The 24948-nt window shown below is 48.7% G+C and carries 25 protein-coding genes and 1 pseudogene; 5 read left to right on the forward strand and 21 right to left on the reverse strand.

The features are described from left to right. Positions 1–300 precede the first annotated feature (300 nt). Positions 301–1131, forward strand: coding sequence for a pyrroline-5-carboxylate reductase (gene proC, locus BpJC4_RS02905; protein ID WP_151679534.1), 831 nt, complete (start codon positions 301–303; stop codon positions 1129–1131). Positions 1132–1183: 52 nt separating this feature from the next. Here proC and rnz read toward each other — a convergent pair whose 3' ends face one another. Beyond that, positions 1184–2101, reverse strand: coding sequence for a ribonuclease Z (gene rnz, locus BpJC4_RS02910; protein WP_151697507.1), 918 nt, complete (start codon positions 2099–2101; stop codon positions 1184–1186). 281 nt (positions 2102–2382) lie between these two features. Here rnz and zwf point away from each other — a divergent pair, with 281 nt between their 5' ends. Beyond that, positions 2383–3882 carry a glucose-6-phosphate dehydrogenase gene (gene zwf, locus BpJC4_RS02915; protein ID WP_151697508.1) on the forward strand — a complete coding sequence of 500 codons (1500 nt, stop codon included), beginning with the start codon at positions 2383–2385 and terminating at the stop codon, positions 3880–3882. A gap of 120 nt (positions 3883–4002) precedes the next feature. After that, entirely contained in the window at positions 4003–4440 is a 438-nt protein-coding gene (locus tag BpJC4_RS02920; RefSeq protein WP_151679537.1) for a YueI family protein, read from the forward strand. Here BpJC4_RS02920 and BpJC4_RS02925 read toward each other — a convergent pair. The 3 genes from BpJC4_RS02925 to BpJC4_RS02935 are packed head-to-tail and all read right to left on the reverse strand — an operon-like array spanning position 4437 to position 7349. Further along, on the reverse strand, positions 4437–5651 hold the full coding sequence (locus tag BpJC4_RS02925) for a DNA polymerase IV (protein ID WP_151679538.1): 1215 nt from the start codon (positions 5649–5651) through the stop codon (positions 4437–4439). The two genes, BpJC4_RS02920 and BpJC4_RS02925, sit on opposite strands and share 4 nt — an antisense overlap. Then, positions 5651–6259, reverse strand: coding sequence for a chemotaxis protein CheW (locus tag BpJC4_RS02930; protein WP_308689605.1), 609 nt, complete (start codon positions 6257–6259; stop codon positions 5651–5653). Before BpJC4_RS02930 ends, BpJC4_RS02925 begins: the two co-directional genes overlap by 1 nt. Further along, the gene (locus BpJC4_RS02935; RefSeq protein WP_151679539.1) at positions 6225–7349 is read right to left on the reverse strand and encodes a tripeptidase T; all 1125 of its coding nucleotides are present in this window, start codon (positions 7347–7349) and stop codon (positions 6225–6227) included. Before BpJC4_RS02935 ends, BpJC4_RS02930 begins: the two co-directional genes overlap by 35 nt. Before the next feature lie 153 nt (positions 7350–7502). Here BpJC4_RS02935 and prli42 point away from each other — a divergent pair, with 153 nt between their 5' ends. Further along, entirely contained in the window at positions 7503–7595 is a 93-nt protein-coding gene (gene prli42, locus BpJC4_RS02940; RefSeq protein ID WP_151679540.1) for a stressosome-associated protein Prli42, read from the forward strand. Positions 7596–7625: 30 nt separating this feature from the next. On the opposite strand, the gene BpJC4_RS02945 is transcribed toward prli42, so the two are convergent. From BpJC4_RS02945 to BpJC4_RS02990, 13 genes and pseudogenes are all read right to left on the reverse strand, one after another. After that, positions 7626–8132: a L,D-transpeptidase gene (locus BpJC4_RS02945; protein WP_151679541.1), complete on the reverse strand. Its 507-nt coding sequence runs from the start codon at positions 8130–8132 to the stop codon at positions 7626–7628. Positions 8133–8139: 7 nt separating this feature from the next. Then, positions 8140–8448 (reverse strand): hypothetical protein, encoded by a 309-nt coding sequence (locus tag BpJC4_RS17035; RefSeq protein WP_371862225.1) that lies wholly within the window; start codon positions 8446–8448, stop codon positions 8140–8142. Continuing rightward, the gene (locus tag BpJC4_RS17040) at positions 8372–8707 is read right to left on the reverse strand and encodes a hypothetical protein (RefSeq protein ID WP_371862226.1); all 336 of its coding nucleotides are present in this window, start codon (positions 8705–8707) and stop codon (positions 8372–8374) included. Before BpJC4_RS17040 ends, BpJC4_RS17035 begins: the two co-directional genes overlap by 77 nt. A 57-nt stretch (positions 8708–8764) precedes the next feature. Next, positions 8765–9021: pseudogene (locus BpJC4_RS17045) on the reverse strand (aromatic acid exporter family protein); the annotation flags it as partial. Next, positions 9018–9131, reverse strand: coding sequence for an aromatic acid exporter family protein (locus BpJC4_RS17050; protein ID WP_371862222.1), 114 nt, complete (start codon positions 9129–9131; stop codon positions 9018–9020). The pseudogene BpJC4_RS17045 and the gene BpJC4_RS17050, both read right to left, overlap by 4 nt. 77 nt (positions 9132–9208) lie before the next feature. Next, the gene (locus BpJC4_RS02955) at positions 9209–9646 is read right to left on the reverse strand and encodes a BrxA/BrxB family bacilliredoxin (RefSeq protein ID WP_151679542.1); all 438 of its coding nucleotides are present in this window, start codon (positions 9644–9646) and stop codon (positions 9209–9211) included. A gap of 277 nt (positions 9647–9923) precedes the next feature. After that, positions 9924–10835 carry a 1-phosphofructokinase gene (gene pfkB, locus BpJC4_RS02960; protein ID WP_151679543.1) on the reverse strand — a complete coding sequence of 304 codons (912 nt, stop codon included), beginning with the start codon at positions 10833–10835 and terminating at the stop codon, positions 9924–9926. Between the two features lie 261 nt (positions 10836–11096). Further along, a complete protein-coding gene (locus tag BpJC4_RS02965) occupies positions 11097–12359 on the reverse strand; it encodes a dihydrolipoamide acetyltransferase family protein (RefSeq protein WP_151679544.1) in 1263 nt (420 codons plus the stop codon). A gap of 23 nt (positions 12360–12382) precedes the next feature. Beyond that, a complete protein-coding gene (locus BpJC4_RS02970) occupies positions 12383–13366 on the reverse strand; it encodes an alpha-ketoacid dehydrogenase subunit beta (RefSeq protein WP_151679545.1) in 984 nt (327 codons plus the stop codon). A gap of 12 nt (positions 13367–13378) precedes the next feature. Next, complete coding sequence (locus BpJC4_RS02975) at positions 13379–14371, reverse strand: thiamine pyrophosphate-dependent dehydrogenase E1 component subunit alpha (protein ID WP_151679546.1); 993 nt, start codon at positions 14369–14371, stop codon at positions 13379–13381. Between the two features lie 24 nt (positions 14372–14395). After that, on the reverse strand, positions 14396–15811 hold the full coding sequence (gene lpdA, locus BpJC4_RS02980) for a dihydrolipoyl dehydrogenase (protein ID WP_151679547.1): 1416 nt from the start codon (positions 15809–15811) through the stop codon (positions 14396–14398). A gap of 69 nt (positions 15812–15880) precedes the next feature. After that, entirely contained in the window at positions 15881–16984 is a 1104-nt protein-coding gene (locus BpJC4_RS02985) for a Leu/Phe/Val dehydrogenase (RefSeq protein WP_151697509.1), read from the reverse strand. 373 nt (positions 16985–17357) lie between these two features. Next, positions 17358–19421 carry a sigma-54 interaction domain-containing protein gene (locus BpJC4_RS02990; RefSeq protein WP_151697510.1) on the reverse strand — a complete coding sequence of 688 codons (2064 nt, stop codon included), beginning with the start codon at positions 19419–19421 and terminating at the stop codon, positions 17358–17360. 243 nt (positions 19422–19664) lie between these two features. Between BpJC4_RS02990 and BpJC4_RS02995 the strand changes: the two genes are divergently transcribed. Continuing rightward, entirely contained in the window at positions 19665–19898 is a 234-nt protein-coding gene (locus BpJC4_RS02995) for a DUF2627 domain-containing protein (protein ID WP_151679549.1), read from the forward strand. A 92-nt stretch (positions 19899–19990) separates the two neighbouring features. On the opposite strand, the gene BpJC4_RS03000 is transcribed toward BpJC4_RS02995, so the two are convergent. The 4 genes from BpJC4_RS03000 to recN form a co-directional block, all read right to left on the reverse strand. Further along, entirely contained in the window at positions 19991–20716 is a 726-nt protein-coding gene (locus tag BpJC4_RS03000) for a glycerophosphodiester phosphodiesterase (RefSeq protein WP_151679550.1), read from the reverse strand. A gap of 168 nt (positions 20717–20884) precedes the next feature. Continuing rightward, positions 20885–21673, reverse strand: a complete 789-nt coding sequence (spo0A, locus tag BpJC4_RS03005; RefSeq protein ID WP_151697511.1) for a sporulation transcription factor Spo0A — start codon at positions 21671–21673, stop codon at positions 20885–20887. A gap of 94 nt (positions 21674–21767) precedes the next feature. Beyond that, positions 21768–23060, reverse strand: a complete 1293-nt coding sequence (gene spoIVB / locus BpJC4_RS03010; RefSeq protein ID WP_151679552.1) for a SpoIVB peptidase — start codon at positions 23058–23060, stop codon at positions 21768–21770. Positions 23061–23241: 181 nt separating this feature from the next. Next, complete coding sequence (gene recN / locus BpJC4_RS03015; protein WP_151679553.1) at positions 23242–24945, reverse strand: DNA repair protein RecN; 1704 nt, start codon at positions 24943–24945, stop codon at positions 23242–23244. Between the last annotated feature and the right edge of the window lie 3 nt (positions 24946–24948).

Raw genomic sequence — 24948 nt, forward strand, 5'->3', positions numbered from 1 at the left:
TTGACAATGGTTCCTTTTTTCTTCATAATGAATAATACATTTTCAATATGCGATCGGCTATGACCGGGACCAGTAAGCCACGCATGATGCAAGAGAGTGGAGTTCGAGGCTGGAAAACTTCGCCATCCTCTGCTTGGCCGAACCTGCCCTGTGAGCTGTTTGGCAAACCAAACCGGAATAAACCGTTAGACTAATGAGATGCGGGAAGCCATTTTCCCGCAAAAAAGGTGGTACCGCGGAACAACGCCCTTTCGTCCTTTAACGGATGAAGGGGCTTTTTGCTTGGAAGGAGGAAAAACGATGAAAGTATCTTTTATCGGCGCCGGATCGATCGCCGAAGCTATGATCGGGGGCATACTGAAAAAAGGCGTTGTCAAATCCGGTGATATCAAGGTGCATAACCGTACAAACAAAAAAAGGCTTGCGGCATTGGAACACCGGTACGGCATCCAGGCCGCACCAACATTGGAACAGCTTTTTGACGGCCCGGATGTTGCCGTTTTGGCTGTAAAACCGAAAGATGTTCCAGGAGTGCTCCGGTCCGTCCAGCCGCTGATCGCACCTGGAACACTCTTTATTTCGGTAGCGGCCGGGATCACCATCCCGTTTATGGAAAACCAATTGAGCCTGGACATTCCAATTGCACGCGCCATGCCAAATACCTCGGCAAAAGTCGGGCAGTCGGCAACCGGGATCGCGTTTAACGCAGCCGCCACTAAAACGGACCGTAGGCGTGCGCTCGAAATTTTTTCGGCGATCGGCCTTACGATGGTTGTGGAAGAAGAGCAGCTCGATGCGTTGACGGGACTATCTGGCAGCGGACCGGCCTATATTTATTATATCGCCGAAGCGCTTCAGCAATCGGCAGCAGAAATCGGGCTTGAAGCACACGCGGCGAAACACCTCATTATCCAGACGATCATCGGCGCGGCGGAAATGCTAAAAACTTCAAACGAGCCGCCGAAAGCACTCCGGAAAGCCGTCACAAGCCCGAACGGCACAACGGAAGCAGGCATCCGCATCCTTGATGAGCGGGATGTGAAACAGGCATTTATCGATTGCGTCAAAGCGGCAACAAAGCGTTCAAAAGAATTGTCCCTTGTCCAAAAAGAAACCCCGGTAGCAGAATAACGTAAAAACACAAAGCGGTGGGCAACCCAAAATGCCCCGCCGCTTTTTTATATTAGGAAACAGGCACTTCCATGAAGTCATGCACAAGCAGACTTTCGGGAAATACCGTTTTCGCTTCCTGCTCTAAGACAGGCCAGTCTTCTTTGCCGTACCTTGAGCTGATATGGGTGAGGAGAAGCTGCTTCGCCCCCGCTTCTTTCGCCGTTTTCGCCGCCTGAAATGTCGTGGAGTGAAAATAATCATGCGCCATTTTTTCACTTTCCCGGTTAAATGTCGCTTCATGAATTAGGAGATCGGCATTCTGCGCCAGCCGGACAGCTGCCGGGGACGGCCTTGTATCACCAAGGATAGCGACGACCCTCCCCTTTTTCGCCGGGCCGAGATAATCTTTTCCGTTGATCGTGCGGCCGTCATCGAGCGTCACCGTCCGGCCTTCTTTCAGCAGCCGGTACACAGGGCCGGAGTGGATCCCTTCTTTTTGCAATTTTTCGGCATCAAGGGCGCCCGGCTTGTCTTTTTCCATAATCCGGTAGCCGAAGCTTTCGATCCCGTGGTTTAAACGGCGCGCCTCAACTGTAAACTGGCCGTCTTCAAACACTGTCCCTTCGCCGATTTCAATAACGGACAAAGGATATTTCACATGCGTTTCGCTCACCCTCAAGGAGACTTCCACAAAATCCTTGATGCCTTTCGGGCCATATATCACAAGCGGGCTTTCCCCGCCCTGGAACGAACGGCTGCCAAGAAAACCGGGCAGCCCGAAAATATGGTCGCCGTGCAGATGGGTAATAAAAATTTTCTCGACTTTCCGCGGTTTTAACGTCGTGCGCAAAATTTGGTGCTGCGTTGCTTCCCCGCAGTCAAAAAGCCAGACCGCATTCCTTTCTTCGAGCAGTTTTAATGCAATTGATGTAACGTTTCTTGCTTTGGCGGGTACGCCTGCACCGGTTCCCAAAAATAAAATTTCCAAATGATTTCCCCCTTTACTTGCCATTTCCGGCCACAAATATAAACTATCTTATCATAATTTTAGCGAAAGGAAACATTTGCATATTATTTGCGTATTTGCCGGCGACAGTCTAGAATAAAGTGATACCGGAAGTTCATCGGTTTTGTGCCAAAAATATGAATAATAGAAGTCATTTTTTTCTCGTTTTTTCATGAAATGGTTTCAGAATGGCACATTATAACCGTATAATGAAATTAGGTTAGCTCTAATCGTGATTTTTTGAACAAAGAGAGGTATAGAAAATGCAGAGAACCGAGACACCAAAATCATTGTTTATGCTTTTTGGCGCAACAGGTGATTTGGCGAAACGCAAGCTGTTTCCTTCCTTATATAATTTGTACCGGAAAGGCAAATTATCGGAGCGTTTCGCGGTGATTGGCACGGCGAGAAGGGGATGGACGGATGAAGTGTTCCGGAACCATGTGAAGGATTCCGTGCTGAGCGCAAACAAACATGCCGAGCGGATCGAGGAATTTGCCTCGCATTTTTATTACCAGCCGCATGACGTGACGGATTCCGACTCATACATACAATTAAAAAAGCTGGCGGATGAGCTGGATGGAAAGTACCAATTGGAAGGCAACCGCATATTCTATTTAGCGATGGCTCCGGAATATTTCGGCACGATTTCCGACCATTTAAAAAGCGACGGGCTCACCGATACGAAGGGGTTTAAGCGGCTGGTTATCGAAAAGCCTTTCGGACATAACCTGGAAACGGCAAAAGCGCTGAACAACCAGATCCGCAAGTCTTTCTCGGAAAGCCAGATTTACCGGATCGACCATTATTTAGGGAAAGCGATGGTGCAAAATATTGAAGTGATCCGGTTTGCGAATGCCCTGTTTGAGCCGCTTTGGAACAACCGCTATATTTCCAATATCCAAATTACATCAAGTGAAATGCTCGGGGTGGAAGAACGGGCGCGCTATTATGAAACGAGCGGGGCTTTGCGCGATATGGTGCAGAACCATATGCTACAAATGGTGGCGCTTCTAGCGATGGAACCGCCGATCAGCCTGACGACAAATGAAATCCGCAGTGAAAAAGTGCGGGTGCTGCGCGCATTGCGGACCATTGAAGGGGAAGATGTACCGGAATATTTTGTGCGCGGGCAGTACGGGCCTGGCAAAATCAACGGCAAAAAGGTTCCGGGCTACCGGGAAGAGCTGAATGTGGCACCGGACTCCAACACGGAAACGTATGTGGCCGGAAAGCTGATGATCGACAATTTCAGATGGGCGGGCGTGCCGTTTTACATCCGTACCGGCAAGCGGATGGCCGCGAAATCGACAAAAATTGTGGTGCAGTTTAAAGACATCCCAATGAATTTGTATTACAACACGAACCATGATCTGCATCCAAATTTGCTTGTCATCCACATCCAGCCTGAAGAAGGGATCACACTGCATTTAAATGCGAAAAAACCGGGCCAGCATATGGAAACGACCCCTGTACAGCTGAGCTTTGCCAACAGCAGCAAAAATGGCATCAATACGCCGGAAGCATACGAAAAGCTGATCCATGACTGCCTCCTCGGGGATGCGACGAACTTTACCCACTGGGATGAAGTCGCCTTATCGTGGAGCTTTGTCGACAAAATTTCGCAAGTATGGGAAAACAAAGCCATTTCCTTTCCGAATTACGAAGCCGGCACGATGGGCCCGAAATCTGCCGATGAGCTGCTCGAAAAAGACGGCTTCTTCTGGTGGCCGGTAGAAGACCTTGAAGTCTGCAACTGCTAGAAAAAAAGCGGAGGCGCTTGCCCCGGCCCTCAAAAATAAAAGGAACACGCCGTACATAAATGGATAGCGTGTTCCTTTCTTAAACAAACTATCGGTAACAGAAAATTGCGGGGTGGAAACATGGGGAACAGAAAAAATGTGGAAGATTACTTGAAGGAAGGCATTTACGGGGAAAAAGAAACGTTGCCGGAAGAGCGCAAAAAATTTCTCGGAACCATCCGGGAAAGGATTGTCGCCGCTTTAACAAACGACCAGGTCATGGAAGCGGAAACCTATCCGGAAGTAACCCGGCTTCTCCATGAACATCCGGACGCAAAACTGCTTTTAAACGGCGCCCTCGATTACAGCTATCTTTCCAAATACATCAAGGAAGCGGACAAAAGCGACATTCCCTTCTCCATTGTCGAGAAAAAAGGCGTGGAAACCGATATCGGGCTTGTGCTCGCATACGACCATGCCATCAATCAAAAGGAAATTTATATCAAAAAGCAAAAAAAGGAACCCGAAAAGCCGAAAAAGAATGGCCTCTCTTCGCTTTTCAGTTTTTGGAAAGACTAGAGGACAGGAGGATCATGCGGATTCTCCGCTTCTCTTCCGGTTTGGATAATATTTTCCCCGAATTTTTCGCGTAGCTGCTCGATCGCCTTATACAGCGGCTCTTTTTTTGCGGCTTCTTCATACGTAAAAAGGCTTAACTGTTCCGCTGCCGCCCTGCGCTCAACTAAACCGGATCCTGTTATGCCGAGAAGGCGGACCGGGGTATTGTCCCAGTGCCGGATAAAAAGCGCCCGCGCCGTTTCAAAAAGCGCTTGACCGCTTTCAACAGGACTGCTGCATTTTTTACTTCTTGTCACCGTCTTCCGGTCCCGGTAACGGATCATAACGCTCACATTCGTTGCCGCATAACCTTTTTTCTCCATCCTTTCCGCCGTTTCATCCGCCAGTTTTTTCAGGACAGCATTGATGCGGTGCTCGTCATCCAAGTCCTCAGGCAGCGTCTGCATGCGCCCGATGCTTTTCGTAACATTTACGGATTCCGGATCGACCGGCCTATTGTCTTTGCCATTCGCCCTTTCTTTCAGGCGGATGCCGCGGATGCCGAGCAATTGCTTTAGTAATACATCATCCGCATGCGCCAAATCTCCGATCGTAAAAATACCGTGTTTTTCGAGTTTTTCCGCCGTTTTGCCGCCCACACCGTGCATATCGATTAAAGGCATCGGCCATAATAAGCGAGGAATATCGCGTTTCCGGAGGACGGTAATGCCCAACGGCTTTTTCATATCCGAAGCCGTCTTTGCCAAAAATTTATTTGGGGCGACGCCAATACTTGATGGCAGGTCAAGCTCAGCCAGAATCTCCTGCTGGATCGATTCGGCGATCAAAAGCGGGCTGCCGGGTTCGAATTGATCCGTTATATCGACATAGCCTTCATCTATGGATACCGGCTCGACAAGCGGCGAATACCGGCGCAGGATCGCAAACATAGCGGCGGAAGCCTTTTTATACCGCTCAAAATGGGGTGGAATGACCAACAGATCCGGGCACCTTTTTTTCGCTTCCCAAACCGGCATCGTCGTTTTTACGCCGTATTTCCTTGCTTCATAGCTGCACGTCACAATAATGCCCTTCCGCTCTTTCGGATTGCCGGCAATCGCTACCGGTTTGCCTTTCAATCCGGGGTTTTCCGCCATTTCAACCGAAGCAAAAAAACTGTTCATATCCACATGCAGAATGACGCGGCCGTTTTTCAGATAAAACTGCTTCATCATCCACCAACTCCGGTGTTTTGTGATTTTGCGGCCGCTTTTGCCTCTTTCATATAAGCCGCAATTTCTTTTATCCCTTCAAGCGATTCCGTGAACAAATCGGCATCCACCACTGTAATAAGCCGTCCTCCCAGATTTGCCACGCCCGTAAAATATTTTGTGCGGTCATAACCAACAAGACCGATCTGTTTTTGGTCATTTTCCAGTATTTCCACAATATCATTCGCTTCTTTCACAAGCAGGCCTATCGGAAGGGCCTGAGTCTGTAGCACAATGATGCGCGCATCCTCTTCATGCACTAGCTGCGTTTGATAGAAAACATGCTCCACATCAATAATCGGGACAAGCTCATCCCTTACCCTCATCACACCCCGAACAAATTCCGGCAGTTTCGGGATCGGGTTCACTTTTTGTGCCCTTTCAATGGAGATCACCGATTGGATATGAATGCCGTACTCCTCTTCCCTCGATTTAAAAATGATAAATTTATTGAGCGTATTCATCCGTTTCGTTCCTTTCTTTAAAAGGGGATGCGGGAGGCCGTTTTCGCGTCCCCCCGTCGCAATGGATCTGTTATTTTTCTTCTGCGGCGGTTTCCGCAATCGCAACTGCCATTTCCGCCAGTTTCACCAGTTCTTTGACCGGAATCCTTTCGTTGGTCGTATGGATTTCTTCATAACCCGTGCCGAGGTTCACCGTTGGGATATTAAAGCCGGAAATGACATTGGCGTCGCTTCCGCCCCCGCTTTGCTCGAGTTTGCTTTCACGGCCGATTTTCGCTGCCGCTTTTTTGGCAACTTCAACAACCTGGTCGCCGTCAGCGAATTTGAAGCCCGGATACATGACGTTCACTTCAATTTCCGCTTTTCCGCCCATTTCCTGTGCCACTTGTTCAAACGCTTCCTTCATTTTCGCCACCTGCGCCTCCATTTTTTCCGGCACGAGCGAACGGGCTTCGGCAAGAATATCGACGCGGTCGCATACAATATTCGTCGCTCGGCCGCCTTCAAAGCGCCCGATATTGGCGGTCGTTTCGCTGTCGATGCGGCCGAGCGGCATTCTTGAAATGGCTTTTGCAGCAATCGTAATCGCAGAGACGCCTTTTTCCGGCGCCACCCCGGCATGGGCCGTTTTCCCTAAAATTGTTGCCTTGATTTTTGCCTGCGTCGGGGCGGCAGTGACAATCGTGCCGACCGGGCCGTCGCTGTCAAGTGCAAAACCGTATTTTGCCTTTAACAGGGAGGGATCCAATTCACGGGACCCGACAAGGCCGGACTCCTCGCCGACGGTAATCACAAACTGGATATCCCCGTGCCGGATATTGTCTTCTTTCAACACCCGTATCATTTCGAACATAGCGGACAGCCCGGCTTTATCGTCCGACCCTAGAATCGTGGTGCCGTCCGAGACGATGTAACCGTCTTTAATGGACGGTTTGATGCCTTTTCCCGGTACAACGGTATCCATATGCGAAGTAAAATAGATCGGCGCGGCATCCGGTACGTTCCCTTTCAATGTGCAGATCAGGTTTCCGGAGCCGTGCCCGGTTTTTCCTTTTGTATCGTCTTCATATACTTCAACGCCAAGGCTTTCGAATTTTTTCTTCAGCACTTTGCCAATTTCTTCTTCATGGCCGGTTTCCGAATCCACCTGAACCAATTCAAAAAATTCTTTTACTAAACGTTCTTCATTGACCATGGAAAACCCTCCAATATTTGTATGTACTTTATCAGTATATCGCTAAATGTGCGGACAGACAACGATGACCCCGCCGCATGATTTTGCTTGTGCATTTTCCGGATTCGGGCTAGAATAAACTTATCATTGTCCGTGCAAGAGGTGAAAAAAGTTTTGTCGAAAAAAACGCAAAAGATCGTGGTGTATTTGATGCTGCTGGCAATGTTGGCCGGCACAGTTCTCTCCGGATTGACCATGCTGTTCTAACAAAGAAGGAACGGGAATGCCCGTTCCTTTTTATTTGATTGCGCCCTTCTCTTTTGCCAGTTGGAGCATCGATCGATTCGAACGGGTGATGTAAATTTTCACCCCGACTGGCACTTCTTCGTACAATTTTTCAAGCGCCTCCTTAGGCAGCCGGATGCAGCCACTTGAAATATAGCGGCCGATTGACGAAGGGTTATTCGTGCCGTGCAGGCCGTAAATCCGTCCGTCCGTGCCGCGAGCGTCAAACCCGATCCAACGTGACCCGAGCGGATTGCGCGGATCCCCGCCCGGAATATTTTTTTTGCGGTAATAAGGGTTTTTGGCTTTCACTTTAATGGTAAACAACCCTTCCGGCGTCAGCTCGTTTGTTTTTCCGGTCGCAACCGGTGTTTCCATCCGGATTTTCCCGTCTCGGATCCAGGCGAGCCGGTTGGTTGCTTTATTCACAATGATCAAAGGGTCCCCTGACGCAACACCCCCATCAGCCGGCAATACCGGCATGCTGAACAAAAGCATTACTGCCATCCATACATGCATATGCCATTCACCCGTTGATTGTATTTTCCTTAGTTTGCTTAACGGAGCGGGTTCCATACATGTTAAATCCACTTTTAATTGTTAAATATTGTTCAATTTCCTGCAAGAAAACATAAAGTGCCGCCCTTGCCTCAAATTCCTCCCTTGTTTTCGGAAGTTCCATTTTTTTCATATTTTCCTGGAGGGTATGTAGCGATTCCAGGCGGTGGTGGGCCGTATTTTGCGGCTTAATATGTTTTTCACTTCTTCCAAAAAACGGGCAACGAACATCCGCTGTTCCACCATATGGGAGATCGATGCCAAAGTCGGCAGGCACCTTCCAATATTTCAAACTGCTTCGCCCGCATCGAAAAATAATCATAATAAAATGTATCCCCCGCTGAGAGCCGGTTCTCGATATCGCGGAACGCAAGCTTCTTCCCTTCTTCAAGCAGGGCGGCAGTCTCAGTAATTTCACTCCCGTCCCACGACATTTTCTCAAACTGCAAATAGGAGATCATTTCTTCGAAAATAGCTTTAAAATTGTTTTCAATTTCAGCCCGCATCGCGAGCAGTTTTGAATCGAGGCACGGCATGTACAAATTGATGACCAATGTGGTTCCAATGCCGATGAAAATGATGGCGCCCTCATTCAGTAGAAAAGCATACGTAATATGCCCTTTTGCATAAAAATGGAGCAAAATGACACTTGAAGGAACAATCCCTCCTGCACTTTTAATGCCACCGTCAGCGGGATCAAGATCAGCAAAGTTATGCCGATGACATAAGCTCGGTAGCCGAGAAGTGTGAAGCAAAGGGAGGACAATGCTATGACTATTATGCATGCGAGAAGCCGGCTCCATGCCGCAGTAAAAGATTTCTTTTTCGTATTTTGGATGCAAAGGATCACGATTTGATCGCGGCGGATAAAAAATTTTGCAGATGGAAAAACTGGTCAATGCTGATTGCCACTGGTGCGCCAACAGCAGTTTTTAAAATCCTGTAACCAATCCGGAACATCGTCTTTCCCCCCGAAAGTAAATAAAAAAGCCTGAAGCCTTTTCCAATCGTAAGGCTCAGGCTTGAAGAAGGCCAAATCAAAGTTCTTTACAGTATTCTTTGAACAATGCCTGCAGTTCGGCCACGACAGCTGCAGGGTCATGCCCTTCGATCTGATGGCGTTCAATCATTTTCACAATCTTTCCGTCTTTTAAAAGTGCAAAAGACGGGGAGGACGGCGGGTAACCGGTGAAATAGCTGCGCGCCCTCGCGGTTGCTTCCTTATCCTGCCCGGCAAACACTGAAACAAGCTGGTCAGGCCGCTTATCGTAATGGATGGCATGCGCTGCAGCCGGACGAGCGATTCCGCCTGCGCAGCCGCACACAGAGTTGATCAAAACAAGCGTTGTCCCTTTTTTGGCGAAAGCTTCGTCCACTTCTTCAGGCGTCCGCAGTTCCCTGTAGCCGGCATTGACAGCTTCTTCACGGGCCTGCCGGACGACGTCATTCATATAGAGATTAAAATTTACAGTCATTTTTCCCTTCCTTTCTTGCTTGTACTACTGTTACAGACTATCATAGCAGGATTTACCGCCACCTTTCAAACGTTCTGTTTGGCGCTGCATTTTTTTGCTTATTCATAGTAAAATGTGTAAAAAACTTGCCAAAAGGCGTTTATTTTCTTTGAATCCGGGGTACAATAATAGTACATCTAGATCCATACCCCTAAACTCCCTAGATGCTTTGGATAGCGGTTTCTCGCTGTCCCTTTTTATGCCGAAAAAACCGGGAACTTTCCCGGTTTTTCTAATCTTATAACGGTTTTACATTCACTTGCTTAAGAAGTTCTTCCGCTTCTTCTTTCGTGCACAGTTCCATCGAGAATGCCGTTGCGCTTCCGCAGGCGACGCCGAGCGCGAAAGCTTCTTCGTATGGCTTTCCTTTTGCAATCCCGCTCATAAATCCGGCTACGACAGAATCCCCTGCGCCGGCGGAATTTTTCACCGTCCCTTTCGGCGCCACTGCATAATAAGAAACCTCTTGATTCAGGAAGAGCGCGCCCTTTTCTGCCATCGAAATGATCACGTTTTCAACGCCCATATCCAGTAGGCGGCTGCCGTATTTGTGTGCTTCTTCCGGCGTTTCCACTTTTACGCCGAAAATCTCTCCAATTTCATGGTGGTTCGGCTTAATTAAAAACGGGTCCGCTTTAATGACGTGATTCAGCGGTTCGCCGGAAACATCGGCAATCACCCTTATATTTTTTTTCTGGCATCTTTTGATCAAATCCACATAAATCGTGGACGGCAGGGAACTCGGGATGCTGCCGGAAAATAAAATCATGTCGTTTTCATTCAGTTTTTCAATTTGGGCAAGCAGCTTGTCCAGCTCTGCTTCCGAAATGGACGGGCCTTTCCCGTTGATCTCGGTTTCTACACCTGATTTTAATTTAATATTGATCCTTGTATCTTCAGAAACATGGACAAAGTCCGTTGAAATGCCTTCTTCCCGCAGAAATTTTTCAATATAGCCACCTGTAAAACCGCCGAGAAAACCAAGCGCCGTGGAATCGACGCCGAGCCTTTTCAAAACGCGCGATACATTGATGCCTTTTCCGCCCGGAAATTTCGTATCCATAACAGAGCGGTTCAACCCGCCGAGTTCAAAATTTTCTACCTGGACAATATAATCGACGGACGGGTTCAGCGTAACAGTATAAATCATTCCTCACACAACCTTTGCTTTCATTTATCCTTTTCTCTCCTGGAAGCCTGGAAAACAGGCTGCAGAACAAATCTTATTATCCCCCTTTTTTCCTTCTCAATCGCAGCCAGCCATCTGAAATTGCAATCCTTCCGGTCGTTATTTTACAATCAAAAACAGTATAAATCAATTAAATTCATTCAAAAACAATCAGTTTCGATAATTTGCCACACTTTCCGCAAAACAGAAAAACCCGCTTGAATAAAAGCGGGCAATGGATCATTAATAGAGCGGTGCGGTTTCCGGTGTGACCGCTTCTAAAATGTCTTTTACGCGTTTTAAAAAGCGGCCGCAGACCAGTCCGTCCAAAATGCGGTGGTCGAGCGAAAGGCAAAGGTTCACCATATCGCGGGCGGCAAACATTCCGCCATCCATGAAGACAGGGCGCTTGACAATCGATTCCACCTGCAGAATGGCAGCCTGCGGGTAATTGATGATCCCCATCGACTGCACCGAGCCAAACGTACCGGTATTGTTGACGGTAAATGTGCCGCCTTCCATATCTTCAGGCGCCAGTTTCCCTGTACGGGCTTTTTGCGCCAAATCCGCAATTTCGCGGGCAATGCCTTTAATCGATTTCTCATCGGCCCGTTTGATCACCGGGACATACAGCTTATCTTCCGCTGCTACTGCAATCGAAATGTTGATCTCGTGTTTTTGGATGATGCTGTCCCCGGCCCAAGTTGAGTTGAGCTGCGGATACTCTTTTAACGCCTGGGCAACAGCTTTTACAAAAAAGGAAAAATAAGTAAGATTAAAGCCTTCACGCCGTTTAAAATCTTCTTTCACGGCATTCCTGTATTGCACAAGATTCGTTACATCGGCTTCCACCATCATCCACGCATGTGGAATTTTCTCCTTGCTGCGTACCATATTGTTTGCGATTGCTTTGCGCACGCCGGCAACGGGAATGACAAGGTCTTCAGCAGCCGCCTGTTGCGGTCCAGGCGCCGGCAGCGTTTGTTTTTCAGCAGCAGGGGAAGGTTGGGAAGCCGGAGCTTGCAGTTGTTCCGCTTGCGGTTCGTTAAGGCTTCCAATAATTTTTAAAAGGTCTTTGCGGGTGATCCGGCCTTCCTTTCCCGTTCCCTTTACTTTGCTTAAGTCGATGCCGTGTTCCTGGGAAAGCTTCAGAACAGCCGGCGAATAGCGCATTTTTTTCCCTCCGCGGTTTTCCGGCGGTTCCGGGGAGACAGGCACGGATTCCGGTTCCCCTTCTTGCCGCATTCCGCTTTCCTCTTCAGCCGCTTCGATTTTGACCGTACAAATTACTTCGCCGACCGCGACGGTTTCATCCACGGCCGCGATCAGTTCCACAATCTCGCCGGTAAAAGATGAAGGCACTTCCGCATTGACTTTATCCGTCAACACTTCACAAAGCGGGTCGTATTTATTGACATGGTCGCCGGGGGATACGAGCCATTTGCTGATCGTCCCTTCCGTCACACTTTCCCCCAACTGCGGCATTGTAATGTTTTTAATCGCCAATTGACACCCTCCTTACCTGCATCTTAAAATTCGGCCAACTCCCGCATCGCTTTTTCGATTTTATCGGGATTGACCATAAAATATTTTTCCATCGTCGGTGCATACGGCATCGCCGGAACATCCGGGCCAGCTAAACGCATAATCGGGGCGTCAAGATCAAACAGGCAGTGTTCCGCAATGATAGCGGCCACTTCACTGATGATGCTCCCCTCTTTATTGTCTTCGGTGATGAGCAGCACTTTTCCCGTTTTTGCCGCCGCCTCCATAATCGCTTCCTTGTCAAGCGGGTACACAGTGCGCAGGTCAAGAATATGGGCATCAATGCCATCCTGTGCGAGCTTTTCCGCCACCTGCAGGGCGAAATGGACACAAAGCCCGTATGTGATAACCGTGATGTCCTCGCCTTCCCTTTTCACTTCGGCCTTTCCGATCGGCAGCACATAATCATCATCGGGCACTTCCCCTTTAATTAAACGGTAAGCGCGCTTATGTTCAAAAAAGAGGACAGGATCGTCATCGCGAATCGCTGCCTTGAGCAAACCTTTTGCGTCATAAGGCGTGGACGGCATCACGATTTTAAGGCCCGGCTGGTTTGCAAATACCGCTTCGATCGATTGCGAATGGTACAGGGCGCCGTGGACACCGCCCCCGTAAGGCGCGCGCACGACAAGCGGGCAATGCCAGTCATTGTTCGTACGGTAGCGGATTTTGGCCGCTTCGGAAATAATTTGGTTTACTGCCGGCAAGATAAAGTCGGCAAACTGGATTTCGGCAATCGGCCGCATCCCATACATCGCCGCACCGACCCCGACGCCGACAATCGCGGATTCGGCGAGAGGGGTGTCGATCACCCTTCCGGCGCCGAACGCTTCATATAATCCTGCTGTCGCTTTGAACACCCCGCCTTTTTTCCCGACATCTTCCCCCATTACAAAAACTTTTTCGTCCCGCTCCATCTCTTCGCGCAACGCTTTTGTGATCGCATCAATATATGAAATTACCGCCATGGTCTTTCCTCCTCACTCCTCGCCGTATACATAACGTAGTGCATCTTCCGGCTTTGCATACGGCGCATTTTCGGCATAGTCGGTCGCTTCATTCACGATCTGCATGACGTGTCCATTAACTTCCTTTTCTTTTTGCACGTCCAAAAGGCCCAGCTCTTTTAAATATTGGCCAAACGTGGCGATAGGATCTTTTTCCTTCGCTTTTTTCACTTCTTCCGGGGCCCGGTAGCGGTCGTCATCATCGGAAGAGTGCGGCGTAAACCGGTAGACGACCGCCTCGATCAATGAGGGCCCTTCTCCGCGCCGTGCTCTGTCCGCCGCTTCTTTGACAACTTCATAGACAGCGAGCGGGTCATTTCCATCAACGGTCACGCCCGGCATGCCGTAGCCGATTGCCCGGTCGGAAACGCGAGGATTCCCGAGCTGTTCCTCAATCGGGACGGAAATCGCATACTGGTTATTTTCGCACATGAAAATCACCGGCAATTTATGGACAGAGGCAAAGTTCGCCCCTTCATGGAAATCGCCCTGATTGGAAGAGCCTTCCCCGAACGTCACGAAGGAAACAAAGTCCTTTTTCTCCATTTTTCCGGCAAGCGCAATGCCGACCGCATGCGGAACCTGTGTTGTGACAGGCGAAGACTGCGTCACGATCCTGTTTTTCTTCTGCCCGAAATGGCCCGGCATCTGGCGCCCCCCCGAGTTCGGGTCTTCCGCTTTCGCAAATCCGGACAGCATGATGTCGCGCGCGGTCATGCCGAAAGCGAGCACTACCCCGAGATCGCGGTAATACGGCAAAACATAGTCTTTTTTCCTGTCGAGCGCAAATGCTGCGCCGACCTGGGCGGCTTCCTGCCCCTGACAGGAAATGACAAACGGGATTTTCCCGGACCTGTTCAACAGCCACATCCGTTCGTCCAATTTGCGCGCCAAAAGCATCGTTTCATACATCTCGATGACATCCCGGTCGCTTAAGCCCAAGCTTTTATGCCGATTTTCAGTCATATTGTTCACTCCCCATTCAAAGCATTACGCATGGATTTCAAGCCCGTCGACAGCGAGCGCCGCTTCCCCGATTGCTTCACTCAGCGTCGGGTGCGGATGGACTGCCATGGCCACCTCCCAAGGGGCTGCATCCAATACGCGCGCCAATCCGGCTTCTGAAATCATATCTGTTGCATGCGGTCCAATGATATGTACACCTAATATATCGTTCGTTTCTACATCTGCAACCATTTTGACGAAGCCGTCCGATTCGCCGTGGACGAGCGCTTTTCCGACCGCTTTAAAAGAAAATTTGCCAACTTTCACATTGTACCCTTTTTCTTTCGCCTTGTCTTCACTTAATCCGACACTCGCAATTTCAGGGTTTGCGTACACGCATTTCGGGACAAATGTTTCATTGAGCGGATCCGGATTTTTGCCGGCAATATGGTCAACCGCAATGATGCCTTCCCGCGATGCCACATGGGCAAGCTGCAATCCGCCTACACAATCTCCGATTGCATAAATATGGGATTCTTTTGTCTGGTAAAATTCATTCACCCGGATCGCGCCGTTTTCGATTTCTATCTCCGTATTTTCAAGGCCGATATTTTCTATGTTGGCGACCCTCCCGACAGACAATAACAGTTTTTCCGCCTCAAGCGTTTTTGCGCCGACGTCTGCTTCGATCCGCAATTTGCCTTCCCCGGTATGAAGGGAAGCGGGATTTAAAGTAGTGCCTGTTAAAACCGTAACCCCTTTTTTCTTCAGCAGGCGGGCGATCTCTTTTGATATTTCGCAGTCCTCGCCCGGCAAAAGGCGGTCTGCTACCTCGCAAATCGTGACTTCCACGCCGAAGTCGGAAAGCATGGACGCCCATTCAACCCCGATCGCACCGCCGCCGGCAATGATCACCGATGCCGGGAGTTCCGAAAGTTCCAATGCCTCATCGGACGTGAGCACATATTCCCCGTCAACCTCAAATCCCGGCAGAACGCGCGGGCGCGAACCGGTTGCGATAATCAAATGTTTTGGAAGGAGCATTTCGTTTCCGCCGCCGGAACTTTCCACCGAAACCGTTCCTGGAAGCGGAGAAAAGATCGATGGGCCGAGGATTCTGCCTGTGCCTTCGTACACATCGATTTTCCCTTTTTTCATAAGATGCACTACACCTCGGTGCAGCTGGCCCACTACCGCCTTTTTCCGCTCCTGGATTTTTGCAAAGTTCAATTCGGCGCCAGTTACGTCAATGCCAAAATCCCCGCTTTTCCGGATTGTCCGGTAGACTTCCGCGCTTCTTAAAAGGGCTTTCGTCGGAATGCAGCCTTTATGCAGGCATGTGCCGCCAAGTTTCTCTTTTTCGACAATTGCGGTTTTTAATCCGAGTCGGGAAGCGCGGATAGCCGCCACATAGCCCCCAGTGCCGCCGCCCAGCACAACTACATCATATTCTGTTGCCAAACCGTGTACCTCCTTCTTCGTTTAGGCCGCATTGCCGAAGCAGCAATAGCGGCATGTTGACTGCCGGTGTTAATACTGCAGCCGTTTTTCCAAAATGTGTTTATTATATAGCAAAAACTGCGACCTCGAGCGGGAAACTTTTCGGATCCGTTCTTCTGCCATCCGGTCGGCCGCCAAATATGTCGGAATCCGGTCGCGCTTTGAAATTTCAATGACTTTTTCCACATTATTGTATATTTGCTCAACTTTTTTCATAGCCCTTTCCCGGTTGTAACCGTGCAGTTCATCGGCGACATTGATGACACCGCCGGCATTGACAACATAATCCGGTGCATAGAGGATACCCATTTCATGGATCAGATCCCCGTGACGCGGCTCTTTCAGCTGGTTATTCGCCGAACCGGCAATGACTTTTGCCTTCAGCAGCGGAATGGTGTGATCGTTTAATATCGCCCCCAATGCGCACGGTGCAAAAATATCGCAGTCCACTGCGTAAATGTCCTTTGGATCCGCCGCTTTAGCCCGGAAAGCGTCAACCGCGCGTTTCACAGCATCAGCGGCAATATCGGTCACAATAAGATTGGCGCCTTCCCCATGAAGATAACGGCACAATTCAAAGGCGACATTGCCGACACCTTGGACCGCAATGGTCTTTCCTTCCAGCGAATCGCTTCCGAACGCTTCTTTTGCCGCGGCTTTCATCCCGACATAGCAGCCGTATGCGGTAACGGGCGACGGATTGCCGGATGAACCGTACGTTTGCGAAACACCTGTCACAAAATTGGTTTCTTCATGGATGATGTCCATATCTTCAACAGTGGTGCCGACATCCTCCGCCGTGATATAGCGGCCGCCGAGCCCTTGGATAAAGCGGCCGAACGCACGGAACATTTCTTCATTTTTGTCTTTGTGCGGGTCGCCGATGATAACCGTTTTACCCCCGCCAAGATTCAGCCCCGCCGCGGCGTTTTTATAGGTCATGCCTTTTGCAAGCCTCAGTGCATCTTCAATTGCCGCTTCTTCGGATTCATACGTCCACATTCTTGTTCCTCCGAGCGCAGGGCCGAGCGTTGTATCGTGTATGGCGATGATTGCCTTTAAACCGGATGCGGCATCATGGCAAAACAAAAGCTGTTCGTAATCATATTTTCCCATATAATCAAAAATTTCCATTTTGGTGTCCTCCGTTTTCCGCAAAAAAGTGCTGTTACTCTTTTCTATGCATCATGGGCGGTTTTGCTATTAAAGTGCCCTTGATGCGGGGCTTTCTTGTTGTACACCGCTGAATTTGCTCCGCAGCACGCATCGGGCATCTTCGCGCGGCACCCCAGCATCAGGATCCCTTCTTGCCCGCTTTTTCCGCAAATTTTACGGTGAACAACCATGCTCCTTTGCCAATCAAAAATGCAAAAATAATGCCATTTTGCGTGGTATTTCATTTTGCACCCTAACGATGCCTTCCAAACATTTATGGAAGCGGAGACGGGGCACGCGGGAAAATAAACTTACGTTTACCAGTTTGCTACTTTTTGCACGAAGATGCAAATTATTGCATGCCGTTTTTTGCAAGATTGTATTTCTCCAATTTATAATACAGGCTTCTTAATGAAATGCCGAGCTGCTTCGCTGCTTTTGTTTTATTTCCGGCGTTTTCCGCCAATGCTTTTTCGACCACATGCTTTTCAAACGCTGCCATCAACCTGTCCAGATTCCCTTCTCCCGCCACAAAATTGTCATTTTTTTCAAGCCTTTTCCCCGCCGTTAGCCCAAGCCCGGCCAGGTGCACGGCATCCATGATTTTTTCTTGGAAACCCATAAAAATAATCGCCCGGCCGAGTACATTTTCAAGTTCGCGGACATTCCCCGGCCAATCGTACCTGCATAAGACCGAAAGCGCCGCCTCCGATATTCCTTCCACGTTCCGGCCGTAATCCTGGTTGATTTTCTGGATGAGTCGCTTGCATAATAACGGAATCTCCTGTTTTCTCGACCTGAGCGGCGGAATGCGGATCGGCATTCGGTCAAGCCGGTAATATAAGTCTTCCCTGAACTTCCCTTTGGCAACAGCTTTTTCAAGATGAACGTGCGTGGCGGCAATGATGCGGACATCAACTGGCACCGGTTTTGTCCCCCCGACGCGGACGATTTCCTTTTCCTGTAGCACCCGCAGCAGCTTTGCCTGCATATGGGCGCTGAGCTCACCGATTTCATCCAAAAACAGGCTGCCGCCGTCCGCTTCTTCAAACAGTCCTTTTTTTCCGCCCCTTTTCGCGCCCGAAAAAGCTCCTTCTTCATAGCCGAAAAGTTCGCTCTCAAGCAGAGATTCGGAAATGGACGCACAATTTACACGGATAAACTTATGATTTCTGCGGCTGCTGGCCTGGTGGATCGCATGGGCAAACAATTCTTTTCCAGTGCCGGACTCCCCGCGCAATAATATTGTGACGGGCGTCTGCGCCGCAAGTTTTGCCTGCTCGACCGCCATATCCATCTCATCTGATGCATGGATAATATCATCAAATGTATATTTGGCCGTACTTACCCGCGCCATTTGCCTTGCACGGCTCAGTTCTTTCGTTAACGACTCGATTTCGGACACATCGTGGATGACACCGACGCTCCCCTTTAATGCTCCGTTCACGATCACCGGCGCCACATTGACAACCACTTCCTTTTTTAACGGGCCGACCCGCATTTTTACGCCGCGGACCGGTTTTTTTGTCTGCAGCACCTTATAATGCATGCTTTCGCCCTCCGATATGTCCGCGGTTGCCGGTTTGCCGATCACTTCCTCCTCGCTTAAGCCGGTAATCCTTGTATAGGCGGGATTAATGAGGATGCCGCGCCCTTTTTCGTCAACGACCGAGATCGCATCATCGCTCGAATGAATGATCTCCTGCAGCATCATTTTGATTTCTTTTAAATTTGTGATTTCCTCAGCCTGCTTTACGGCTTCAGTAATATCGCGGAATACCGAAATGGCCCCGGCAACTTCACCGTCTTCGTTGAACATCGGGATATGGGATGCAAGTATTTTTGTGCCGTTCTGCAATTCGATTTCCACATTTGATTCGCTTTTCTTTGTTCTGAGTACATGCTCCAGCCTGCTGTTCGGGATGACACATGAAATCGGCCTGCCCACCACACTGCAGGCGGATACACCGTTGATCTTTTCCGCACTCCGGTTCATAAAAATAATATTGCCGCCTTTGTCAATTACTGTCATACCTTCTGCTGTCGACTGAAGGATCAGTTCATGCTTTTTCGTTTCATTTTCCAGTTTCCGGATGAGGGCTTCTTTTTCCTCCAGCAATTTGGCAATCAAGTAGGCGACACTACCGGGGACAACCGTTTTTTTCGGGCATTCGGCAACGATTTCCCGGAATACATGCTCATTGCTGGTCACTTCGATGATGATGCCAACATTTGAGCGGGCATAACTGCGCCAGTCCTCCCCTGTTTTCACGCCCATTTCTTTAGCCAGCCTGATTCCGGCGGCATCTGGATTGATGTCCACGATCGCCGAGACATGGAACCGCGTACTTTCCGATAAAATTTTTAAAATTGCTTTCCCGCCTTTTCCGCCGCCTACAATTAAGACGTTTTGCAATTTTGTTCCCCCTTTTTCAGTCCTGTTTGATTTGCCATCCTCCTATTCAATTTTTACGACTGTTGAACGTACCGGATTCACAATGAAATACGGATTCCGCAGCAACCATAGCCAATGCCAAAGCGTCCCACAGGCATTGCCATTTTATTACATATAGAATCGCTTTTATATACAATTGGAAGCATTGCCACACTAAAAATACGGATGGTATAATGGGAAAAATACGGGAAAAGGGGGAACGGGATGGGAAGGTTGATTGCGCTTTTTATTTTGGCTTTTCCGGTCATCATGGCGACTGCCGGCATAAAATGGATGAGGGATATGATTTTCGGCATTTTGCACCACCCGTTTCCTTCACTCTCCGTACAGTTTTTGGCAGGGCTGCTTTTTTGCACAGGCGGGGTTGCATTTACTGCCGGTTTTATCCTGCACCGAGACCGTAAACACAACAAAGTGCAGAAGCGTTTCAGCAAATAAACGCAAAAACATTCATGGCCATCGGCAGAAAAAACCCGTTAAGAAATTTAGTTTCTCGACGGGTTTTTTCGTTTCGGTACAGCCTCTTTCCGCTATTCGTATTCTTTTCTGATCCGTTCCGCCATTTCCGGATAATCCGTAATAATGGCGGTGCAGCCTATTTCAAACAGCCTCCGCATATCTTTTTCGGTATTGACTGTATATGGCCTGACAGCGATGCCGTTTTCCATCGCTGTTTGAATAATCTGGTCACTGGTGGTCACGAGACGTGGATGGATCCCCCCCGCCCGGATGGATTTTGCATAAACCCAAGGCATAAACAGCATTTCCGAGTATAGGGGGGCAATTTCGATTTCAGGTGCCAGCCTGTAACAATGGATAATCGAATAGTGGTTAAACGAAGAAAAAATGACCCGCTCCTCCAGTTGATAAGCTTTGATTAAAGCAACCGTTTTTTCCTCGATTGACGGATAGCTGATTTTCGCTGTTTTCAGTTCAATATTACAGAGGAGCCGGTTCGTTTTCAGCCAGCCGAAAACTTCCTTCAGCGCCGGGATGCGGAGTTTTCCCGCCACACCAAAACGGTCACGTACGTCCAAGTTTTGCAATTCGGCGAGCGTAAAATCTTTCACAAAACCTTTACCTGATGTTGTCCTGTTCACGGTTTCATCATGGATGACGACAATTTCCCCGTCTTTAGAGAGTTGGACATCCAGTTCGATGCCATCCGCTCCCGCCCTTTCCGCTTGCAAGAAAGCTTCCATTGTATTTTCCGGATGGGTCCCTGCTGAACCACGATGCGCAAAAATAAATGTCAAATGCCCCACATCCTTTTCTTTTCAATTCCCATCTTTTATATATTCTTCAATCGGCACGGAGATGAAAAGAAGGGCACAGGGAAACGAGCATTCCCGTACGGATACTTTTAAACACACATAAAATGGCTGGTTGTAAGGATTTGTATCGTCTGCCGGCCCCTAACCCTTTCAGGAAGCTTTGTGCTCAAGGCGAAGTTTGTCTGCGACCATGGCAATAAATTCACTGTTTGTAGGTTTGGCTTTTGTCATAGAAACCGTGTACCCGAATAAAGTGGAAATCGATTCAATATTCCCCCTGCTCCACGCAACTTCTATCGCATGGCGGATAGCGCGCTCCACACGGCTGGCAGTGGTATTGTATTTTTTGGCAATTTCCGGGTACAGCACTTTTGTAATCGAACCGAGCAGTTCAATATCATTGTACACCATTGAAATCGCCTCCCGTAAATACATGTACCCTTTAATATGGGCGGGCACCCCAATTTCGTGGATGATGCTCGTAATACTCGCATCGAGATTTTTCGGTTTTGAGTCAGCCTGTACGCGGCCGAGGCCGGACGGGGACTTCAGTACAGTGCTTGCTTTGCCGCTTATCTGCCGGATATGGGAAACAAGCATATCCATATCAAACGGTTTTAAGACAAAATAAGAAGCGCCGAGTTCGACTGCTTTTTTCGTGACGTCTTCCTGGCCGAAAGCTGTCAACATGATCACATTTGGCATCGGCGAATGGCCCGTTTCCTTTAGTTTTTTCAAAACCCCGAGTCCGTCCAGATGCGGCATAATGATATCGAGCAATAAAATATCCGGCGCCGCGTCTTTCAGCTTTTCAAGGCATTCCGTTCCGCTGTAGGCTGTGCCGGTAATTTCCATATCTTCCTGCGATGATATATACTCTTCTAATAGACGTACAAGTTCACGGTTGTCATCGACAATAAATACTTTGATTTTTTTCACTACCACTGTCCTCCTCAAAAAAAAAAAATAACCGTATCTCTTTACATAAATATGTTTCGACAATGGCGGAAAAATTCCTGCTTTTTTATAAATTTTATTTTTTTTCGAAAGCGGAAGGGGACGCGCCCCTTCCTTTTATGCCTGCTTCATTGAGCATCCATTCGATATGGACGCCGTATCCGGATGTCGGATCGTTGACAAATACATGCGTCACCGCACCGACAAGCCGGCCGTTCTGGATAATCGGGCTTCCGCTCATGCCCTGTACAATCCCCCCTGTTTTTTTCAGGAGTTTAGGATCGGTAATTTTGATGACCATTCCTTTCGTTGCCGGAAATTTTTGCGGAATGGTGCTGACGATTTTAATCGAATACGCTTCGACCTTTTTTCCGTCCACAACGGTTAAAATTTTGGCCGGCCCCGTTTTAACCTGGTCGGACAGCGCAATCGGGATCGGTTTGGCATACCCGTTACCCAAGCTGCTTAAGCTGCCGTTTAGCTTGCCGAAAATGCCGAACGGGCTGTTCTTTGTGATCGTCCCGATTTGGCCCTCTTCGGAAAAGCGCGCAAGTTTTTCCCCTGGGCTGCCGTTTTTCCCTTTTTCAATGGACGTGACTACCGAATTGACAATCCGGCCGTTTTCAACGACGATCGGCTTTTTGGTATCCATATCCGAAATGACATGGCCGAGCGCTCCGTATTTTTTTGTTTTCGGGTCGATAAACGTCATGGTGCCAATGCCAGCAGCGGAATCCCGGATATACAACCCGAGTTTATAATTTTGTTCGGTTTTGTCTTTTTGCGGATGGATTGTTGTCCGGATCGTCCGGTCATCCCTTTTGATGACAACCGGAAGTGCCTTCCCCTCTTCCCCCACCTTTTGCACAATTGGGGCAACATCGGACATATTTTCGATTTTTTTCCCGCCCATTTCGAGAATCATATCGCCGACTTGAATGCCGGCTTGTTCCCCGGGAGAGATTTTTCCTTTGTCCGTTTGCACAAGATGGTGGCCGACGACGAGGACACCGAGCGTTTTCAGCTTGACGCCGATCGACTGGCCGCCCGGAATCATCTTGATGTTTTTATACACTTCCACATCGGTTTTTTTAATCGGGACGCCTGCCAGTTCAAGAAACATTTCTTCTTTTCCGGCTGTTTTCCCTTTAATCGAAACCGATTGCTTATTTTCCTTGATATCCGCACTGTTCCCTTTTACAGCAACTGTTGCAGCGGCGGATTTATGGAATTCAATTTGCTGGCCTTCCATTAAGCGAACTTGCTTCGGAAAGTGAAGGTATTGTTGAAAAGGTTGCGAAAAACCTAATAGCACAAGTGAAACAAGGAGAAATCCGCCAATCAGCTTTCTTACGTTTTCAAAGTTCAAACAATCCACTCTCCTCGCTTCTAGTCCACCCTTTTGGTTTAGCCTTTATTTTATTTGGCTATGATTTTAATTTAGCCTTGAAGCGCTTTAAATATAACCGGACCGTTGGAAAAAAACCTGCCCAAACTGGATAGAAAGGGGTCGGCTCCACCTTTTTTCCAAAAGGCGGGCCCCGGACCCCTTATTTAATCGTTTCGGCCAGTTCTAGCAGTTCTTTTGCATGCTGCCTTGTCAGGTCAGTCATTTCGACGCCGGAAATCATGCGGCCGATTTCTTTAATTTTTTCTTCCTGCCCTAACGGTTTTACTTTTGTTCTCGTCCGTCCTTTTACCGTTTCTTTCATAATAAACAGATGGACATCCGCCATAGCGGCGACCTGTGGGAGATGGGTGATGCACAGCACTTGCGAATGGACCGAAATGCGGTATATTTTTTCCGCGATCGCCTGGGCGACCCGACCGCTGACGCCTGTGTCCACTTCGTCAAAAATAATTGAAGTGATCCCCTGATGTTTTGAGAAGATGGTTTTTAAGGCGAGCATAATCCGGGACAGTTCCCCGCCAGATGCCGTTTTTGCCAAAGGCTTGAGCGGCTCGCCCGGGTTTGTGGAAATATAAAATTCAACCTGGTCAAGCCCATCGCGCCTGAATGGGATCTCATCCGCTTCAAAATAATCATCCGCAGTGGAAAGGAAACGGACTTCAAATGTTGTTTTGTCCATATAAAGCTGTTTTAATTCGGAATGGATATTCTTTGTCAGCTTTTCCGCCCATTTTTTTCGCAAATCGCTGAGCTGTTTAGCTTCCAAATACAAATCGCGCTTGACCGTTTGCAGTTCTTTTTGCAGCTGTTCCACATGATGGTCACGGTTTAGGATTGACTCAATTTCTTCTTCAATTTTCGCGCCGTATTCCAATATTTCTTCGATCGAGCTGCCATATTTCCGTTTCAACTGGTTGATTTCATTCATCCGTGCTTCAATCTGGTTCAGCCTCTCCGGGTCAAATTCAAGCATATCAAGTTGGGAGCGGATCGTACGGGCCGTATCTTCGAGCGTATAAAAACAATTTTGCACCGTCTCCAAGAGCGGCGCAAGCGCAGGATCCGCTTCGGCAGCCGTTTCCAACTGTCCCATGACAAGCCCGATCCAGTCGAGGCCGTGCTGTTCGCCCTGCAGCGCCTCATAACTTGTATTCAGCGATTCAAACAAGCGTTCAAAATTCATCAACTTCCTTTTTTCATCGGCCAGTTCTTCATCTTCACGGAGCTTCAGGTCGGCCCTTTGGATTTCACCGTGCTGGAACTGAATGAGGTCAAGACGCTGGGCAAGCTGCTGATCGTTTTCGTTCATTCTTTTTAAACGGCCGGATACAGTTTCGTATTTTTTATACACTTCCCGGTAATCGTCAAGCGCCGCTTCAATTTCCACCCGGCCATAATGATCGAGAAGCGGCAAATGGAATGTTTCATTTAATAATTCCTGGGTCTCATGCTGGCTGTGTATATCAATTAATGTTGACCCGATTTCGCGCAAAACTGAAATGGTGACGAGCTTTCCATTAATGCGGCATACGCTTTTTCCGGCCTTCGAAATATCGCGCCGCAAGATGACCATGCCTTCTTCGATGTCTATGCCGAATTCGCGGGCCCGTTCCATGCACGGATGCCCGTCGTCCACTAGAAATAACCCCTCGATTTCAGCGCGGTCCTCGCCGTGGCGCACATATTCGGACGATCCCCTGCCGCCTGTCAGAAGCTGGATGGCGTCAATGATAATCGATTTGCCGGCGCCTGTTTCCCCTGTCAGGACGGTTAAGCCATTTTCAAACGATAGAGATAATTGGTCGATAATGGCGAAATTTTTAATCGATAGTTCTTGCAGCAAGTG

Source organism: Weizmannia acidilactici (genome assembly GCF_008974185.1).
GTDB classification, from domain to species: Bacteria; Bacillota; Bacilli; order Bacillales; family Bacillaceae_C; genus Weizmannia; species Weizmannia acidilactici.

Coding starts and splice junctions, on each gene's coding strand:
- BpJC4_RS17040 (WP_371862226.1), bottom strand. CDS start 8,707: ATGCCGTGCCTCGATTCAAAACTGCTCGCGATGCGGGCTGAAATTGAA.
- BpJC4_RS02985 (WP_151697509.1), bottom strand. CDS start 16,984: ATGGAAATTTTTGATTATATGGGAAAATATGATTACGAACAGCTTTTG.
- BpJC4_RS17050 (WP_371862222.1), bottom strand. CDS start 9,131: ATGTTCCGGATTGGTTACAGGATTTTAAAAACTGCTGTTGGCGCACCA.
- BpJC4_RS02955 (WP_151679542.1), bottom strand. CDS start 9,646: ATGACTGTAAATTTTAATCTCTATATGAATGACGTCGTCCGGCAGGCC.
- BpJC4_RS02920 (WP_151679537.1), top strand. CDS start 4,003: ATGGGGAACAGAAAAAATGTGGAAGATTACTTGAAGGAAGGCATTTAC.
- BpJC4_RS02945 (WP_151679541.1), bottom strand. CDS start 8,132: ATGCATGTATGGATGGCAGTAATGCTTTTGTTCAGCATGCCGGTATTG.
- BpJC4_RS02975 (WP_151679546.1), bottom strand. CDS start 14,371: ATGACTGAAAATCGGCATAAAAGCTTGGGCTTAAGCGACCGGGATGTC.
- zwf (WP_151697508.1), top strand. CDS start 2,383: ATGCAGAGAACCGAGACACCAAAATCATTGTTTATGCTTTTTGGCGCA.
- proC (WP_151679534.1), top strand. CDS start 301: ATGAAAGTATCTTTTATCGGCGCCGGATCGATCGCCGAAGCTATGATC.
- BpJC4_RS02935 (WP_151679539.1), bottom strand. CDS start 7,349: ATGGTCAATGAAGAACGTTTAGTAAAAGAATTTTTTGAATTGGTTCAG.
- BpJC4_RS02925 (WP_151679538.1), bottom strand. CDS start 5,651: ATGAAGCAGTTTTATCTGAAAAACGGCCGCGTCATTCTGCATGTGGAT.
- BpJC4_RS02995 (WP_151679549.1), top strand. CDS start 19,665: ATGGGAAGGTTGATTGCGCTTTTTATTTTGGCTTTTCCGGTCATCATG.
- pfkB (WP_151679543.1), bottom strand. CDS start 10,835: ATGATTTATACTGTTACGCTGAACCCGTCCGTCGATTATATTGTCCAG.
- BpJC4_RS02970 (WP_151679545.1), bottom strand. CDS start 13,366: ATGGCGGTAATTTCATATATTGATGCGATCACAAAAGCGTTGCGCGAA.